The organism is Brevundimonas sp. MYb52 (assembly GCF_002979535.1).
Taxonomy (GTDB): Bacteria; Pseudomonadota; Alphaproteobacteria; order Caulobacterales; family Caulobacteraceae; genus Brevundimonas.
Genome location: NZ_PCPB01000003.1, coordinates 122072 through 136024, shown reverse-complemented (window position 1 = coordinate 136024; position 13953 = coordinate 122072). Strand labels below are relative to the sequence as shown.

At 67.4% G+C, this 13953-nt stretch carries 21 protein-coding genes; 11 read left to right on the top strand and 10 right to left on the bottom strand.

Annotated features, from left to right (window positions below; genetic code table 11):
- Window positions 1–2 precede the first annotated feature (2 nt).
- The gene (locus tag CQ039_RS06080; protein ID WP_105562860.1) at window positions 3–1856 is read right to left on the bottom strand and encodes an ABC transporter transmembrane domain-containing protein; all 1854 of its coding nucleotides are present in this window, start codon (window positions 1854–1856) and stop codon (window positions 3–5) included.
- A 133-nt stretch (window positions 1857–1989) separates the two neighbouring features.
- On the opposite strand from CQ039_RS06080, the gene rpmE reads away from it, so the two are divergent.
- From rpmE to CQ039_RS06065, 3 genes are all read left to right on the top strand, one after another.
- The gene (gene rpmE, locus CQ039_RS06075) at window positions 1990–2214 is read left to right on the top strand and encodes a 50S ribosomal protein L31 (protein WP_105562861.1); all 225 of its coding nucleotides are present in this window, start codon (window positions 1990–1992) and stop codon (window positions 2212–2214) included.
- Window positions 2215–2366: 152 nt separating this feature from the next.
- Window positions 2367–3923 (top strand): murein L,D-transpeptidase, encoded by a 1557-nt coding sequence (locus CQ039_RS06070; protein WP_105562862.1) that lies wholly within the window; start codon window positions 2367–2369, stop codon window positions 3921–3923.
- An 8-nt stretch (window positions 3924–3931) separates the two neighbouring features.
- Complete coding sequence (locus tag CQ039_RS06065; RefSeq protein WP_105562863.1) at window positions 3932–4258, top strand: TonB family protein; 327 nt, start codon at window positions 3932–3934, stop codon at window positions 4256–4258.
- Window positions 4259–4261: 3 nt separating this feature from the next.
- Here the strand turns inward: CQ039_RS06065 and CQ039_RS06060 are convergent, their stop codons facing one another.
- Window positions 4262–4789: a DUF1465 family protein gene (locus CQ039_RS06060; protein WP_369831548.1), complete on the bottom strand. Its 528-nt coding sequence runs from the start codon at window positions 4787–4789 to the stop codon at window positions 4262–4264.
- 103 nt (window positions 4790–4892) lie between these two features.
- A complete protein-coding gene (locus CQ039_RS06055; RefSeq protein ID WP_105562986.1) occupies window positions 4893–5096 on the bottom strand; it encodes a DUF1192 domain-containing protein in 204 nt (67 codons plus the stop codon).
- 79 nt (window positions 5097–5175) lie between these two features.
- Between CQ039_RS06055 and CQ039_RS06050 the strand changes: the two genes are divergently transcribed.
- On the top strand, window positions 5176–6147 hold the full coding sequence (locus CQ039_RS06050) for an NAD(P)H-quinone oxidoreductase (protein ID WP_105562864.1): 972 nt from the start codon (window positions 5176–5178) through the stop codon (window positions 6145–6147).
- A gap of 45 nt (window positions 6148–6192) precedes the next feature.
- Here CQ039_RS06050 and CQ039_RS06045 read toward each other — a convergent pair whose 3' ends face one another.
- Window positions 6193–6864, bottom strand: a complete 672-nt coding sequence (locus CQ039_RS06045) for a beta/gamma crystallin-related protein (RefSeq protein WP_105562865.1) — start codon at window positions 6862–6864, stop codon at window positions 6193–6195.
- Between the two features lie 213 nt (window positions 6865–7077).
- Here CQ039_RS06045 and CQ039_RS06040 point away from each other — a divergent pair, with 213 nt between their 5' ends.
- Window positions 7078–7746 carry a DUF1013 domain-containing protein gene (locus tag CQ039_RS06040; protein ID WP_105562866.1) on the top strand — a complete coding sequence of 223 codons (669 nt, stop codon included), beginning with the start codon at window positions 7078–7080 and terminating at the stop codon, window positions 7744–7746.
- 71 nt (window positions 7747–7817) lie between these two features.
- On the opposite strand, the gene CQ039_RS06035 is transcribed toward CQ039_RS06040, so the two are convergent.
- Window positions 7818–7991: a YdcH family protein gene (locus CQ039_RS06035; RefSeq protein ID WP_105562987.1), complete on the bottom strand. Its 174-nt coding sequence runs from the start codon at window positions 7989–7991 to the stop codon at window positions 7818–7820.
- Window positions 7992–8106: 115 nt separating this feature from the next.
- Here CQ039_RS06035 and CQ039_RS06030 point away from each other — a divergent pair, with 115 nt between their 5' ends.
- From CQ039_RS06030 to CQ039_RS06020, 3 genes are read left to right on the top strand one after another with little or no spacing between them, the layout of a single operon-like run.
- The gene (locus tag CQ039_RS06030; RefSeq protein ID WP_105562867.1) at window positions 8107–8727 is read left to right on the top strand and encodes a UbiX family flavin prenyltransferase; all 621 of its coding nucleotides are present in this window, start codon (window positions 8107–8109) and stop codon (window positions 8725–8727) included.
- Window positions 8724–9191 carry a TIGR02444 family protein gene (locus CQ039_RS06025; protein ID WP_105562868.1) on the top strand — a complete coding sequence of 156 codons (468 nt, stop codon included), beginning with the start codon at window positions 8724–8726 and terminating at the stop codon, window positions 9189–9191. The genes CQ039_RS06030 and CQ039_RS06025 overlap by 4 nt, the downstream gene beginning before the upstream one ends.
- A 39-nt stretch (window positions 9192–9230) precedes the next feature.
- Window positions 9231–9455 (top strand): YdcH family protein, encoded by a 225-nt coding sequence (locus tag CQ039_RS06020; RefSeq protein WP_105562869.1) that lies wholly within the window; start codon window positions 9231–9233, stop codon window positions 9453–9455.
- Here the strand turns inward: CQ039_RS06020 and CQ039_RS06015 are convergent.
- Together CQ039_RS06015 and CQ039_RS06010 are read right to left on the bottom strand one after the other, a co-directional pair.
- Complete coding sequence (locus CQ039_RS06015; protein WP_105562870.1) at window positions 9452–9763, bottom strand: hypothetical protein; 312 nt, start codon at window positions 9761–9763, stop codon at window positions 9452–9454. The genes CQ039_RS06020 and CQ039_RS06015 overlap by 4 nt on opposite strands.
- The gene (locus CQ039_RS06010; protein WP_105562871.1) at window positions 9763–10338 is read right to left on the bottom strand and encodes a GGDEF domain-containing protein; all 576 of its coding nucleotides are present in this window, start codon (window positions 10336–10338) and stop codon (window positions 9763–9765) included. Before CQ039_RS06010 ends, CQ039_RS06015 begins: the two co-directional genes overlap by 1 nt.
- Window positions 10339–10464: 126 nt before the next feature.
- On the opposite strand from CQ039_RS06010, the gene purE reads away from it, so the two are divergent.
- Window positions 10465–10956 (top strand): 5-(carboxyamino)imidazole ribonucleotide mutase, encoded by a 492-nt coding sequence (gene purE, locus CQ039_RS06005; RefSeq protein WP_105562872.1) that lies wholly within the window; start codon window positions 10465–10467, stop codon window positions 10954–10956.
- A gap of 1 nt (window position 10957) precedes the next feature.
- The gene (locus CQ039_RS06000) at window positions 10958–12043 is read left to right on the top strand and encodes a 5-(carboxyamino)imidazole ribonucleotide synthase (protein WP_105562873.1); all 1086 of its coding nucleotides are present in this window, start codon (window positions 10958–10960) and stop codon (window positions 12041–12043) included.
- A gap of 1 nt (window position 12044) precedes the next feature.
- On the opposite strand, the gene CQ039_RS05995 is transcribed toward CQ039_RS06000, so the two are convergent.
- Both CQ039_RS05995 and CQ039_RS05990 read right to left on the bottom strand, forming a co-directional pair.
- Window positions 12045–12449, bottom strand: coding sequence for a hypothetical protein (locus CQ039_RS05995; protein ID WP_105562874.1), 405 nt, complete (start codon window positions 12447–12449; stop codon window positions 12045–12047).
- Window positions 12446–13120, bottom strand: coding sequence for a COQ9 family protein (locus CQ039_RS05990; RefSeq protein WP_105562875.1), 675 nt, complete (start codon window positions 13118–13120; stop codon window positions 12446–12448). The genes CQ039_RS05995 and CQ039_RS05990 overlap by 4 nt, the downstream gene beginning before the upstream one ends.
- 189 nt (window positions 13121–13309) lie before the next feature.
- Between CQ039_RS05990 and rpsU the strand changes: the two genes are divergently transcribed.
- Window positions 13310–13552, top strand: a complete 243-nt coding sequence (gene rpsU / locus CQ039_RS05985; protein ID WP_105562988.1) for a 30S ribosomal protein S21 — start codon at window positions 13310–13312, stop codon at window positions 13550–13552.
- A gap of 89 nt (window positions 13553–13641) precedes the next feature.
- Here the strand turns inward: rpsU and CQ039_RS05980 are convergent, their stop codons facing one another.
- Window positions 13642–13926, bottom strand: coding sequence for a hypothetical protein (locus CQ039_RS05980; RefSeq protein WP_105562876.1), 285 nt, complete (start codon window positions 13924–13926; stop codon window positions 13642–13644).
- Window positions 13927–13953: the final 27 nt, after the last annotated feature.

The window sequence follows — 13953 nt, the reverse complement described above, 5'->3', positions numbered from 1 at the left end:
CCTCAGGTCCCCTGGAACTGCAGGGCCGCCAGACGCGCATAGAGGCCGCCGCGCGCCGTCAGTTCGGCGTGAGTGCCCTCCTCGACCACCTTGCCGCCGTCCATGACGACGATGCGGTCGGCCCGCAGCACGGTCGCCAGGCGGTGGGCGATGACCAGGGTGGTGCGCGCCTCCATGGCTTGATCCAGCGCCGCCTGCACCAGGCGCTCGTTTTCGGCGTCCAGGGCGCTGGTGGCCTCGTCCAGCAGCAGGATGGGCGCTTCACGCACCAAGGCCCGCGCAATGGCCAGACGCTGGCGTTGGCCGCCCGACAGGCTCTTGCCGCGTTCGCCCAGCGGCGTGTCGAAGCCCTGCGGCAGGGCCTCGATGAAGCCGAGCGCCTGAGCCTCGTCAGCCACCATGCGCGCCTCGGCCAGGGTCGCAGCCTCGCGGCCAAAGCGGATGTTCTCCAGCGCCGAACCCGAGAACAGGGGGGCCTCCTGCGACACCCAGGCGAAGCGATCGCGCACCTCGACCGGATCGGCCGAACGCACGTCCACACCGTCAACCGAGACCAGGCCCGCTTGCGGATCATAGAAGCGTAGCAACAGACGGAAGACCGTCGACTTGCCCGCCCCCGACGGCCCGACCAGGGCCACGGTCTCGCCCGGACGCACGGTCAGGCTGAAGCCCTTCAGCGCCGGCAGGTCGGGACGGCCCGGATAGGCGAAGTCCACCGCCGACATCGACACCTCGCCCAGCGGCGGCTGCGGCAGGGCGACGGGATTGGCGGGCGGGGCAATGGCAGGCACGGCCCGCATCAACTCGTCGATCCGCTCCATGGCCCCGGCGGCCTTCTGCACGTCGCCCCAGCTCTCGCCCAGCGCGCCGACGGCCCCGGCGGCGAAGACCGACAGCAGGACGAACTGCAGCAGGGCGCCCGGCGTCATGGTCCCGGCGATCACGTCCTGCGCCCCCAGCCACAGCACCAGGGTCACGCCGCCGAACATGACCACGATGATCATGGCCGTCATGACCGCCCGCGCCCGCATCCGGATCAGGGAGACGCCAAAGGCCTCCTCCACCGCCGCGCCGAAACGGCCGATGGCGCTCTTTTCACGGCCAAAGGCCTGAACCGTCTCGATGGCGTCCACGCTCTCGCCCGCAAAGCCGACGGCGCCGGCAAAGGTGTCCTGCGACTTGACCGTCAGCTTGCGCACCTGACGACCGAAGATGAACAGAGGCACGATCAGCACCGGCACGATCAGCAGCACGAACCCGGTCAGCTTGGGGCTGACGAAGAACAGCAGGATCACCCCGCCGATCAGGGTCAGGAAGTTGCGCAGGGCATAGCTGACCGAGGTGGTCAGCAGGGTGTCGACCAACTGGATGTCCGTCGTCAGGCGCGACAGCACCTCGCCGGTCCGCATATGGGCGAAGAACACCGGGTCAAGCGTCAGGATGCGTTTGAACAGGGCCGTGCGCAGGTCAGCGATGACCCGCTCACCCGTCTTGGTCACGTAGAAATAGCGGAAGGCGGTCGCCAGCCCCAGAATCAGGGCGTTGGCGCCCAGAATCAGGAACCAGGCGTTGATGTCCCGCCCGCCGTTCTCGAAGCCGTTGTCGATGGCCCCGCGCGCCGTCGCCGTCAGCCCCAGCGACGCCGCCGTCGAGAACAACAGCCACAGCCCGGCGATGGCGGCGTCCAGCCGGTGCCGCATCATGAAGGGCAGCAGTTGGGCCAGGGGCTTGATGTTGCGGGTCTTGGCGCGCTTGCCGCCCGCCTCCTCCATCTGCTCGGACAGCAGAGCCCCGGCGCCGGGCCGCCCGCGGGCGGCGGCGTCTTGCGATGCGGAAGGCGAAGAAACTTGGGTCATAGCCGCGCTCTTGCCCCGGAACGCCCCCCGGTGTAAACGCCGCCGCTCATTCCCGCCGTTTAGCCTCGGCGGGTTTCTCTATTTACGCGCACTGACGGTCGGCATCGTCGAAGCGCAGAGACGGATCAGACCTATGAAAGCGGACACGCACCCCGACTACCACTTCATCACGGTTGTGAAGCCGGATGGCAGCACCTTCCAGACCCGTTCGACCTACGGCAAGGAAGGCGCCTCCCTGGCCCTCGACATCGATCCGTCGACCCACCCCGCCTGGACCGGCGGCAACGCCCAGATGCTGGACCGCGGCGGTCGCGTGTCGCGCTTCAACAACAAGTTCGGCGGCTTCATCAAGAAGTAAGCCTAACGGCCTGCGACATAGTCGCCACAGAAGCGCCGGTCCGATGGGCCGGCGCTTTTTGTTTGCCCGGAACGTCGATAACATGCGGGCGTTCGATCCTTCGGGGCGCAGACGACGGGTCTGGCGCCGGACCGGACTTGAAGAGCTCTAGAATGAACCGACGGGAATTGGGCTTTGGCGTCGCAACGACGACCCTGACCCTGGGCGCGGCCTCCTCCGCACTGGCGCAGACCCGATCGGTCGACCCCCAGGTGTTTATCGCCGGCTTCGACGCCCAGGCGGGTCGTCTGCCCGAAGCTGTCCAGGCCGATGTCCGCGCCGTCTATCAACTGACCGGCGGCAAGCCGATCTGGACGGCCGACCGCCTGCGCGTGCTTCAGGAGGTCGCTGCCGGGGCGGAGCGCCACGCCCTGCCCGCCGGGGACTTCTTCGACTTCGTCGGCCTGGCCGCCGATCCCGGCTCGGCCGAGATTCGCACCACCGCCGCCGCTGTGACCTACGCCCGCGTCCTGGCCGAGGGCCGCGTCCGTCCCGAGACGGTCGAGGACCTGTGGGAGATGCAGAAGAACAGCGTCGACATCCCGCGCGGCCTGACCCAGGCGGTCAGCGCCAACCAGTTGAGCCAGTGGTTCGACAACCTGGCCCCGACCGACATCGGCTACACCAACCTGTCGGCCGGCTACGCCCGCTATCGCCGCATCACCCGCGCCGGCGGCTGGCCCGCCTTCCGTCAGGGCGGCACAATCGAGCCAGGCGCCAGCGACAACCGCATCCCCGCCCTGGTGGCCCGCCTGGTGGCCGAAGGCGACCTCAGCGCCGCCGCCGGCGAACGGCTGAAGGGCAACCTCGCCTATGGTTCGGAACTGCAGCAGGCGGTGCGCAGCTTCCAGACGCGCCACGGTCTGGGCGCGGACGGCCGCATCGGCCCCGGCACCCAACGCTCGCTCGGCGCCACGGCCGAGGATCGGGCTCGTCAAATCGCCCTGAACCTGGAACGCCGCCGCTGGCTGAAGCGCGACCTGAATCCCGAGCGGATCGAGGTCAACACCGCCGCCGCCATCATGGTCTACTGGAAGGACGGCAAGCCGGTTCACTCCAACCGCGTCGTCGTCGGCTCCAACGAAAACCAGACCCCCAGCCTGGAAAAGCCCTTCGCCTCGGTCGTGGCCAACCCGCCCTGGACCGTGCCCATGGGCATCGCGCGTCGCGAAATCCTGCCCAAGGGCCCCGGCTATCTGGCCGCCCACGACATGTACATCAACAAGGACGGCTGGGTGGTGCAACGCGCCGGACCGCAGTCGTCGCTGGGCTATGTGAAGTTCGAGCTGCGCGACAGCTACGCCATCTTCCTGCACGACACCCCGTCCAAGGGCGCCTTCAACCTGTCGGTGCGCCAGCGCAGCCACGGTTGCGTCCGGGTTCAGAACGCGGTCGAGTTCGCCCGCCTGCTGCTGCAGCCCGATCCGGCCAAGCTGGCCCAGTTCGACACCGCCCAGGACAGCCGCGAGACCACCCGCGTCACCACCGGGCGCGAGATCGCCGTGCGCCTGCTCTACTGGACCGCCTTCGTCGATGGTCAGGGCCGCGTCGCCTTCCGCGAGGACGTCTATCGTCGGGATGAAAAGCTGGCCCAGGCGCTGGGCATCGCAGTCAACCTGCCTCGCGTCGTCGCCGACGGCCCCAGCGACGCCAACGACGTCGGGCCGTAAGCGACTTCATGCTGGCCATGATGCTCGCAGCGGCCCTGGTCGCGCAGGAGCCTGTTCAGGCGCCTGCGCCGATCTGGCGTTCAAGGCCGTTTCCCGAGTTTCCAGCCAAGGCGCTCGTGGACGGCGTCGAGGCGGCTGATGTTCGACTGGACTGCCTTCTGACGACCGAGGGTCGCTTTTCGGATTGCCGGATCGAGACGGATTCCCGGCCAGACTATGAGTTCGCCAAGGAAGCTCTGAAGGCGACCTCAGGGGCGCGCGCCGTGCCGCTTCAGGAAGACGGCGTCGCCGTCCCTGGCCGTGTCAGTGTTGAGATTCGTTTCCGCCTCGGCTGAGGCTCAGCCTCCGAAGGCCGCCTGCAGGCGATCCAACTGGCTCTGCACCGGATTGACCGGCTGCTCCTCGTCGCCGCCCAGATACATCCGCTGATCCAGATGCAGGACGCGGTCGTAGAGCTTCTCGGCCCGCACGGCGTATTCGATCAGGGCGATGGGCAGTTCGCGGTGGCTGGGCTCGCTCTCGACCTTGCGGTCTCCCAGGCGATAGCGCGGTTCGCAGGCGGCGTCGGCGCTCATGTCGTCTTCGCGCACGGCCCGCTGCACCAGCAGCCACGAGGCGATCTGCATCAGCCGCGTGGTCAGCTTCATGCTTTCGCCCGCATAGGCCAGGGCGGCGGCGCGCGACAGAAGACGCGAATCCTGACGCCCGTCCCCATCCAGATAGGCGGCGGTCTCCTCAACCAGCTCCATGCCTTCACGGAAGGTGCGATCGAACAATTCGGAACGCGCGAAATCCAGCACCTCAGCGCTGCGCGAACGCAATCCGACCATGTCAGCGTCGATGGCGGTCAAGTCGGTCCTACCCATGAAACGTCACGCGCGTCCGTCAAACTCGCGGGTCAGAACGACTCCGCACGGACCGGAACTGCAATCGTCATGCCACGGATTACGAAAACGCGGGAGAGGCTTGTCAGCGGAAATTGAACAGGGCGTCGGCGGCGCTGCGTTTGGACGACTTGCCGTCGATGGCGGCCTTCGACCGCGCGATCTCGGCTTCCAAGGCGGCGATCCGTTCATGCAGTTCATCCACGGCGAGCAGGTCCAGGTCCTCGCGAACCAGCGCCTTCAGCGCCTCGCCGCCCTGGGGTCTGGGCTCCAGATCTTCGAACGACATCATCGCCTCCGTGGTCAGCGACCGCACGAACCCGTATGAAAACGCCCCTATGACAAGGATTGCAAGCAGCGGAGGCATCATGCGGGTCATCGAGATCGAGGGCGGCCAGGGTCCCGCCGACGCCCTGCGGCTGGCCGAACGCCCCTTGCCGGCGCCCGCAGCGGGCGAAATCCGCGTCCGGGTGCGCGCCGCGGGCGTCAATCGGCCGGACATCGTCCAGCGCGAGGGCCGCTATCCGCCTCCGCCAGGGGCCTCCGATATTCTCGGGCTCGAAATCGCCGGCGAAGTCGACGCCGTGGGCGACGGCGTGGCCCGCTGGTCGGTCGGGGACCGGGTCTGCGCCCTGCTCGGCGGCGGCGGCTACGCCGACTACGCCGTGGTTGACGCCCGGCACGCCCTGCCCGTTCCCGACGGTCTGGACTTCGTTCAGGCCGCCGCCCTGCCCGAGACCGCCTTCACCGTCTTCGCCAATGTCTTTGAGGGCGGCGGGCTGAAGGCGGGCGAGACCCTGCTGATCCACGGCGCGACCAGCGGCATCGGCGTCATGGCCATCCAGATGGCCAAGGCGGCGGGCGCCCGCGTCATCGCCACCTCGCGCGGCGCCGCCAAGGCCAAGGCCGCGCACGCCCTGGGCGCCGACGTCAGCCTGGACGCCACGAACGGCGATCTGCTGGAAGCGATCCGGGCCGAGGGCGGGGCGGACGTGGTGCTGGACATGGTCGGCGCGGCCTACGCCGAGTTGAACCTGAACGCCCTGAAGCCCGGCGGACGCTGGGTCGTCATCGCCACCCTGACCGGCGCCCTGGCCCAGATCGATCTGATGCGGGTCATGCTTAAGCGGGTCGTGTTGACCGGCTCGACCCTGCGCAGCCGTCCCGCTGATGAAAAGGCGCGCCTGGCCGCCGCCGTCGAGCAGACGGTCTGGCCCTGGGTCGCATCGGGCGGGGTGCAGGCCCAGGTTCAGGCCACCTTCCCCCTGGATCGGGCCGCCGCCGCACATCAGCGGCTGGAAGCCGGCGACCACGTCGGCAAGATCGTCCTGACGCTCTAAAGCCCCAAAGAAAAACGGGAGGCCGAAGCCTCCCGTTTCCCCGTTCTACCAGTTGCCGCCGCGACGCAGGGGACGAAGCGAAGAAATTCGGTCGTTCATGCCGCTGCGACCCAGATTGCTCACATCGCCGTTGATGACCTCGCAACGGCCGCGATAGTTGGCGTCCTCGCAAACTTCCCAGCTGCCGCGCCCCAGACGCATCGAGCTGATGGCGTCGTTCAGGCCGCTGTTGCGCAGATTGGGGATCGCCTCGCGGAAGCTCATCGACCGGCCGCGATAGTTGGCGTCGGTATAGACGGTGATTGAGCTGTTGCCCCAGCCTCCGCCGTTATTGCCGCCCCAACCGCCGCCGTTGTTGCCGCCGTTGTTTCCGCCCCAGCCCCCGCCGTTGCCGTTGCCGTTGCCGTTGCCCGGACGTCCGTTGTTCTCGTAATCGCCGCGATGATTGTAGCAGACCAGCAGGCCGTTATCGTTGCCGATGTCGCTGCTGGAGCAGCGCGCCAGTTCAATCGAGGTCTCGCGCATATTGCCGCGACGATCGCGGCAGTCCGCATACAGGCGTCCCTGATTGACGTAGCTGCCCGAGCAGGATTGCGCATAACTGCCTCGCGGCGCGCCGCGGGTCTGGACCTGGGCCTCGGCTGAACCGGACGGCACGGTAACGGCGCCGCCAAAAGCCATGACCGCGCCGGCGGCGATAATCGCGAACTGTCTCATGAGAGCTGTCCTTCCAGATCCTTGGCGCACAACGCGCTACAGGCCTCACTGTTCAACATTCTCGATGAACCTTGGCTGTACACGATATTCGGACAGCGTTTTCTTTTGTCGAGAATGGGCCTATACATAGGCTCTCAGCGCCCGGCCGAAAGGTCGGGCGCCGTCGATTCAAACGCCCGATTTTCGGGCCGCAAACGCCGGGACGCACGCCCCATGACCGACATCCTGATGCCCAAGGCCACTGCGGTCTGGCTGGTGGACAACACCTCGCTCTCGTTCGAGCAGATCGCCGATTTCTGCGGCCTGCACCCGCTGGAAGTGCGCGGCATCGCCGACGGCGACGTGGCCCGCGACATCCGCGGCGTGGACCCGGTCACGGGCGGCCAGCTGACGCGCGAAGAGCTGGAAAAGGCCCAAGACAATCCCGACTACCGCATGAAGGCCGTGGTCAGCCGCCACGCCGAACTGCTGAAGCCGTCCAAGACCGGCCCGAAATACACCCCCGTGTCGCGTCGTCAGGACCGTCCGGACGCCATCGCCTGGTTCGTGCGCAACCACCCGGAAGTGACCGACGCCCAGATCGCCAAGCTGCTGGGCACGACCAAGTCGACCATCGAGACCGTGCGCAACCGCACCCACTGGAACTCGGCCAACATCAAGCCGGTCGATCCGGTGACCCTCGGCCTGGTCGGTCAGCTGCAACTGGACGAGATCGTCAAGAAGGCCGCCGACAAGAAGGCCAAGGACGACGCCAAGAACGGCGGCGGCGTGCTTCAGGCCATCGAAGCCGAGCCGGAAGAGCCCGAGTTCGTCCCCGAAGAGCGCGTGCGCCCCGGCGCCGAACCGACCGCCGAGTCGGTCTTCGGCCGCAGCGACGACTGATCGTTCTGATCTGAACATGGAAACGGCCCCGAAGAGCGATCTTCGGGGCCGTTTTGTTTTCGGAGGCGGGCCTAGTGGGTCCTGGCCTCCAGACTAGTGATTTCTTCCTTCAGCTTGAGCTTTCTCTGCTTGAGTTCCCTGAGGTGTGTCGGGTCCGCGGTGAGCCGGCGGGTCTCCTGCTGGATGGTCTCGTCCAGCGTCCTGTGCCGATTTCCCAGTTCGCGAATACGAGCCTCGATCGTCATGGCTTGCGCCTCCATGTCTTAGGGACCACTACACTGAGCGCCCGGAACGACGGCCTGTGGAATCACATTGCGGTGACCCCGAGTCGCTCCGAACACGGAGACTGTGGAAGCCAAAATGGCCGATGATGTGAACTCGACCATACGGAACCCGACGCCGCCGCGATTGGTCGTTGGAATCTCTGGCGCATCCGGCGTCGTCTATGGCGCGCGGGTGCTGGACGCCCTGCGTGAACTGGGCGTGGAGAGCCATCTGGTGGTGACCAAGGCCGCCCTGCTCACATTGTCGCAGGAGACGGACCTAAGCCCTGACGATCTGATGTCGAAGGCGGATGTGACCTACAAGCTGGCCGACGTCGGCGCCGCCATCGCCTCGGGCTCGTTCCGCACGTTAGGCATGATCGTCGCCCCCTGCTCGGTGCGGACCATGAGCGAGATCGCCACCGGCGTGACCTCGACCCTGCTGACCCGCGCCGCCGACGTGGTGTTGAAGGAGCGCCGCCCGCTGGTCCTGATGGTGCGCGAGACGCCGCTGCACCTGGGCCACCTGCGCACCATGACCTCGCTGGCCGAGATGGGCGCGACCATCGCTCCGCCCCTGCCCGCCTTCTACGCCCGGCCCGCCAGCATAGCCGAGATGGTGGATCAGTCGGTCGGGCGGGCGCTGGACCTGTTCGGTCTGGACTGGTCGGCCGTGCGCCGCTGGGAAGGCCTGAACGCCGGGATGACCCAGGTATGAGCGACCTGTGGACCTGGGCCGTCGCAGCCTATGAGACGCCGGGCGTGGCCGAGGCCTGCCTGAACCTACAGGACCACAACGAGCAGAACGTGCCCCTGCTCTTGTGGGCCGCCTGGGTCGCGGTCACCGGTCGCCGCCCGGACGAGGAGACGATCGAGGCCGCCTGCGACGCCGCCCGCGCCTATGACACCGTCATCACGGCCCAACTCCGCGCCGTCCGTCGCACGCTGAAGGCCCCCATCCCCGATGTCGCTGACGGCCACCGCGAAGCCTTGCGCCAGCAGGTCAAGGCGCTGGAGCTGGATGCCGAACGCCGCCTGATGCTGGAGTTGGAAGACCTGGCCCCCGCCCCGTCGAGCGCCTCCCGCCGCGCCATCGACGGCCTGGCCGAGACAGCGAAGCTGTGGGCTCGCGTCGTCCCGCGCCCGGCGCTGACGATCCTCGCGGATCGCCTTCCCGCCTGAGCCTCAGTCGGCTATGAACAACGACGTCTGGGGCGAGCCATGAACGACGATCAACCTTTCCTGTCCGACGAGGACAAGCAGCTTCGCGATACGCTGAAGGCGCTCCTACAGGAGCATGCCGACCTCGACGCCTCGATCGAAGCCCTGGGACACATGCCGATTCCCGATCAGCTGCGCATCGCCCGGCTGAAGCGCAAGAAGCTGGCCCTGCGCGACGAGATCGTGAAAGTCGAAGATCGCATCCTGCCCGACATCATCGCCTAGCCGTCGGCAGGGGCCTGCACGGTCCAAGTGGATAGAAGGTCAGGATCGCGAACAATCTCGCCGGTAGATCTCAGACGATATTCCCCCGGTCGGGCGACCTCGAAGGCGCCAAGTTCAGGCGGCAGCCAGTAGCGCTCGCCCATCCGTTGCCCCGACAGGTCCAGTTCAATGCCGTTCTCGGGGTCAAGAGACACGATCAGGCCGTGCAACTGCTCTTGGCGGATGAGTTCACCACCCGCATCCACATAGGTCAGCCCCACCACGACGACCGCACCGATCCAGTCACGCTGCGCCGTCGCCCAGTCCATCAGCGCGCCTTCTTCCTCAGCCACATGGCGGCGTCGGCCTCGGACAGCCAGACCTCGGGATCGGTCTGGCCCGCATAGGCGCGAACGCCGAACGAGCCGCCCAGGGCCACGGTCGAGCCCTCCCAGACGAAGCCTTCGGTTTCCAGAGCCGCCGACAGGCGTCGGGCCTTTTCGCGGCCCTCATCCACGCCCGCGTTCATCAGCAGAAGCGCGAACTCGTCACCGCCCAGGCGCCCGACGGCGTCAGATTCGCGCACATTGGCCAGCAGCATGTCGGCCACAGCCATCAGGGCGGCGTCGCCCGCCGCGTGGCCCAGGCCGTCGTTGACGCCCTTGAACCCGTCCATGTCCAGATAGAGCAGAACCGCCTCGACCTCGTGACGGCGGCAATAGGCCAGGCTGCGGTTCAGCACCGCCATGAAGCCGCGCCGGTTCAACGCCGGCGTCAGGACATCATGATCGGCCAGAGCTTCAGCCATCTCGGCTCGGGCGGTCAGGGCGGCGACTTCGGCGTGCAGCCGTTCGATCTCGGCGTGCAGATCGGTCTCTGCAATCGGTTCGGCCAAGTCGGTCAAGTCAGGCTCCGGCGCCACGAATCAAGGCCGACTCTGGCCCTCGCGACGGCCATGATTCTAACGACCTTGGTTGCGGGCGCAACGCGCGTGCTGTAACGGGCCGCTTTCCGTGTGGGGAGCCTTCGCATGACCGCCTCGACGCCACCCGTCGCCATCATCATGGGCAGCCGGTCCGACTGGCCGACCATGAAGCTGGCCGCCGACCGCCTGGACCAACTGGGCGTCGCCTGGGAAGCCAAGGTCGTCAGCGCCCACCGCACGCCCCAACGCCTCTATGACTTCGCCACGACCGCCAAGGCCAAGGGGCACAAGGTCGTGATCGCCGGCGCCGGCGGCGCGGCCCACCTGCCCGGCATGGCCGCCGCGATGACCGACTTGCCTGTGCTAGGCGTGCCGGTTCAGTCCAAGGCCTTGAAGGGCATGGATAGCCTGCTCTCCATCGTCCAGATGCCCGGCGGCGTGCCCGTCGCCACCCTGGCCATCGGCGAGGCGGGCGCCGCCAACGCTGGTATCCTGGCGGCGCAGATCCTGGCCCTGTCGGACCCCGCGCTTGCCGAGCGTCTGTCGGCCTTCCGCGCCGCCCAGACCCTATCCGTCGCCGAAACCGTCGAGGACTGACTTGCCCCAACTGCCCCTGAGCCCCGGATCGACCCTTGGCATTCTCGGCGGGGGCCAGTTGGGCCGGATGCTGAGCCAGGCCGCCTCGCGCCTGGGTTTCGACGTGGTGATTCTTGACCCGCAGCCGGACTGCCCGGCCGCCCGCGTCTCGCGCGCCCAGATCACCGCCCCCTATGACGATCCCGATGCGCTACAGGCCTTGGGCCGTCTGTGCGACGTCGTCACCTTCGAGTTCGAGAACGTCCCCGCCTCGTCGGTCGAGACCCTGGCCGAGGCCGGCGCTCTGGTCGCACCGGGACCGACGGCGCTTGCCGTGGCTCAGGATCGAGTGGACGAGAAGACCTATCTGAACGCTGTCGGCGCCGTGACCGCCGACTTCGCCCCCGTCACCACCCTGGATGACCTCACCAACGCCATCGACACGCTTGGCCTGCCCGCCCTGCTGAAGACCCGCCGCGAGGGTTATGACGGCAAGGGCCAGGTCTGGATCCGCGACGCCGCCGACGCTGAGGCCGCCTTCGACGCCATCGGTCGCCGCCCCGCCGTGCTGGAAGCCGCCGCCGTCTTCAACCGCGAACTGTCGGTGATCGCGGCGCGCGGCCGTGACGGCGTCGTCGCCGTCTATCCGCTGGGTGAGAACATCCACGCCAACAGCGTGCTGAAGACCACCCTGGCCCCCGCCGCCGTCGATGCGACGACCCAAGCCCGCGCCGAGGAAATCGCCTCGGCCATTCTCGACGGCCTCGACTACGTCGGGGTCATGGGGATCGAGTTGTTCGACATGGGAGACGGCGTCTTGCTGGTGAACGAGGTCGCCCCGCGCGTCCACAACACCGGCCACTGGACCCAGGACGGCTGCGTCTGCGACCAGTTCGAACAGCACATCCGCGCCATCGCCGGCTGGCCCCTGGGCCCCACCGAGGCCCACGCCCGCGTCGAGATGACCAACCTGCTGGGCGACGAGGTCGATCAGTGGCCCGCGCTCGCCGCCGCGCCAAACGCCCGCCTGCACCTCTACGGCAAGCACGAGGCCCGCGCCGGGCGGAAGATGGCGCACGTGAACCGGGTGCTGGGACCGAACGGCTAGATCAGGGACGCAGCGCGCAGAGCCGGTCCAGAAGCAAGGCCTGACCGGGATCGGTCGGAGCCTTCAACTGACCCTCCAGCCTGGAGGACTCCGTGAAACCTGCAACCTCACGATAGTAGTCACGCGCGCCGAGCGCCACGAGACGCTGCTGACAGTCCAGGGTCAGGCGCGCGACAATGGTGTTGACCCCGTCGTCCGGCGACGGCGGCGCCGACCCGCGCATCAGCACCGTCAGGACATCCCCATCTCGCGCCAGCGAGGTCTCGTCGATGAAGTATCTGAAGGCCCCGACGGCGCCGACTTCCTGCCACTGAACAGCGTCACGATTTGCTAGGATTTGCGCCATCGCCGGGCTGCCGACCGACACAAGCATCGTCAGGACGACTGCCTTCGCCGCCGCCCTCATCGGACTTCCTTGGCCCCATACCTCAACCGCCCCAGGGCGTCCGTGACGACCTTGATCGGCGCGTCGAAATCCTTGCCCGCCTTCCACTTCTCAAAGGCCATGACGTTCTCGATGCGGCGAGCGACGAAGGCCTCGGCGGCTTCGCGCCCCTCGAACCAGCGCATGGTCAGGGCGGGGATCAGAATGCCGCCCAGGATGGCGCGCTTGGAGTAGTGGTTCTGGTCCGTGGCCGTATCCCCGGCCCAGCGCCACAGGTGGTCGGCGCTCTCCCAGGCCAGTTTGAAGCCCAGGTCCACATTGGTCGGCAGGGTCAGGAAGCCGGCGCAGCGCTTGGCCGCCTCGATGTCCGGCGCCCCTGCCTCCATCCGCGCCGAGACGGCGGCGGCGATTCGTTCGCGAATCTTCATCGTGGCGGCGGGCGTGGCCTCAAGCGCCTGAAGCGCCCGCGAATCGTGGCGGCGCGACAGCAGGACGGCCAGGTCACGCGCCCCGTTCGGCAGCAGCAGTTCCTCGTCCCCCAGCGACAGGCCGTTCGCCTCGCAGGCGGCACGCACCAGTCGGCTGTTCCAGCCCAGGGCGGGCGCGCGCTCTATGGCGGCGTCCAGCACGGCCTGCTCCATGCGGGAGGCCCAGTCGGTTTTGGGAGCGGCGGCGTCAACGGTCACGGTCATATCCCCAGAATAGTCCTGTCGTCGGGGCTTTTCGACCCATCACGATTGCCTGTGTCGATCTGGACAGGCCTCCGCTCGTCGTGTATCAGCGCGCCTTCATCCGAGAGCCCTGCCTTTCGGGAGAGTTTTTATTTTGTCTGCCCGTCTCCCTTCGAAAGGACGCGGCGGGCGGCCAAAGGAGAGATAACCCTGGTTCAGATTTTCGTTCGCGACAACAATGTCGATCAGGCGCTGAAAGCCCTGAAAAAGAAGATGCAACGCGAAGGCAGCTTCCGTGAAATGAAGCGCCACGTGCACTTCGAGAAGCCCTCGGAAAAGCGCGCTCGCCAGAAGGCTGAAGCCGTTCGCCGCGCTCGCAAGCTGGCTCGCAAGCGCGCCCAGCGCGAAGGCCTGCTGCCGGCTCCGAAGCCCCGCACGCCGGGCGGCCGTTAATACGGCCCCAGCCATAGGCTGAAAGATCAAGGCCCGCCCCGGGAAACCGGAGCGGGCCTTTTCTTTGGCTGAAGGTGTCGATTGGAGCTCTAGAAAACGCCCACAGCAGCGTCAGCCCAGATCAGCAGCACCCCAAAGACCAGCGCGCCGCCTATCGCCAGCCGCCAAACCAGCTTCTTGGCCCGCCACGCCGCCAACTCGAAGATCAGACCTGCTCCGATCAGAAGGACGCCCGCGAAGGCGAAGTCCGCTGCATCCCAGGCCACCTCGCGGGTGAACTGCATGGCGATCCACGGCAGCAACAGAAGCGCCGCGATCAGCCCCCACATCGCCAGCCGCCAAGTGCTGCCCGTCGTTTTCATCAGCGTCGTCATGGCGAGCCTCGCTCGATTGCCGTTCAT

What these genes read in the sequence shown, in the direction of transcription:
- CQ039_RS06080 (WP_105562860.1), bottom strand. Translation starts at nt 1,856, where the DNA reads ATGACCCAAGTTTCTTCGCCTTCCGCATCGCAAGACGCCGCCGCCCGC.
- rpmE (WP_105562861.1), top strand. Translation starts at nt 1,990, where the DNA reads ATGAAAGCGGACACGCACCCCGACTACCACTTCATCACGGTTGTGAAG.
- CQ039_RS06070 (WP_105562862.1), top strand. Translation starts at nt 2,367, where the DNA reads ATGAACCGACGGGAATTGGGCTTTGGCGTCGCAACGACGACCCTGACC.
- CQ039_RS06065 (WP_105562863.1), top strand. Translation starts at nt 3,932, where the DNA reads ATGCTGGCCATGATGCTCGCAGCGGCCCTGGTCGCGCAGGAGCCTGTT.
- CQ039_RS06060 (WP_369831548.1), bottom strand. Translation starts at nt 4,789, where the DNA reads ATGGGTAGGACCGACTTGACCGCCATCGACGCTGACATGGTCGGATTG.
- CQ039_RS06055 (WP_105562986.1), bottom strand. Translation starts at nt 5,096, where the DNA reads ATGTCGTTCGAAGATCTGGAGCCCAGACCCCAGGGCGGCGAGGCGCTG.
- CQ039_RS06050 (WP_105562864.1), top strand. Translation starts at nt 5,176, where the DNA reads ATGCGGGTCATCGAGATCGAGGGCGGCCAGGGTCCCGCCGACGCCCTG.
- CQ039_RS06045 (WP_105562865.1), bottom strand. Translation starts at nt 6,864, where the DNA reads ATGAGACAGTTCGCGATTATCGCCGCCGGCGCGGTCATGGCTTTTGGC.
- CQ039_RS06040 (WP_105562866.1), top strand. Translation starts at nt 7,078, where the DNA reads ATGACCGACATCCTGATGCCCAAGGCCACTGCGGTCTGGCTGGTGGAC.
- CQ039_RS06035 (WP_105562987.1), bottom strand. Translation starts at nt 7,991, where the DNA reads ATGACGATCGAGGCTCGTATTCGCGAACTGGGAAATCGGCACAGGACG.
- CQ039_RS06030 (WP_105562867.1), top strand. Translation starts at nt 8,107, where the DNA reads ATGGCCGATGATGTGAACTCGACCATACGGAACCCGACGCCGCCGCGA.
- CQ039_RS06025 (WP_105562868.1), top strand. Translation starts at nt 8,724, where the DNA reads ATGAGCGACCTGTGGACCTGGGCCGTCGCAGCCTATGAGACGCCGGGC.
- CQ039_RS06020 (WP_105562869.1), top strand. Translation starts at nt 9,231, where the DNA reads ATGAACGACGATCAACCTTTCCTGTCCGACGAGGACAAGCAGCTTCGC.
- CQ039_RS06015 (WP_105562870.1), bottom strand. Translation starts at nt 9,763, where the DNA reads ATGGACTGGGCGACGGCGCAGCGTGACTGGATCGGTGCGGTCGTCGTG.
- purE (WP_105562872.1), top strand. Translation starts at nt 10,465, where the DNA reads ATGACCGCCTCGACGCCACCCGTCGCCATCATCATGGGCAGCCGGTCC.
- CQ039_RS05995 (WP_105562874.1), bottom strand. Translation starts at nt 12,449, where the DNA reads ATGAGGGCGGCGGCGAAGGCAGTCGTCCTGACGATGCTTGTGTCGGTC.
- CQ039_RS05990 (WP_105562875.1), bottom strand. Translation starts at nt 13,120, where the DNA reads ATGACCGTGACCGTTGACGCCGCCGCTCCCAAAACCGACTGGGCCTCC.
- CQ039_RS05980 (WP_105562876.1), bottom strand. Translation starts at nt 13,926, where the DNA reads ATGACGACGCTGATGAAAACGACGGGCAGCACTTGGCGGCTGGCGATG.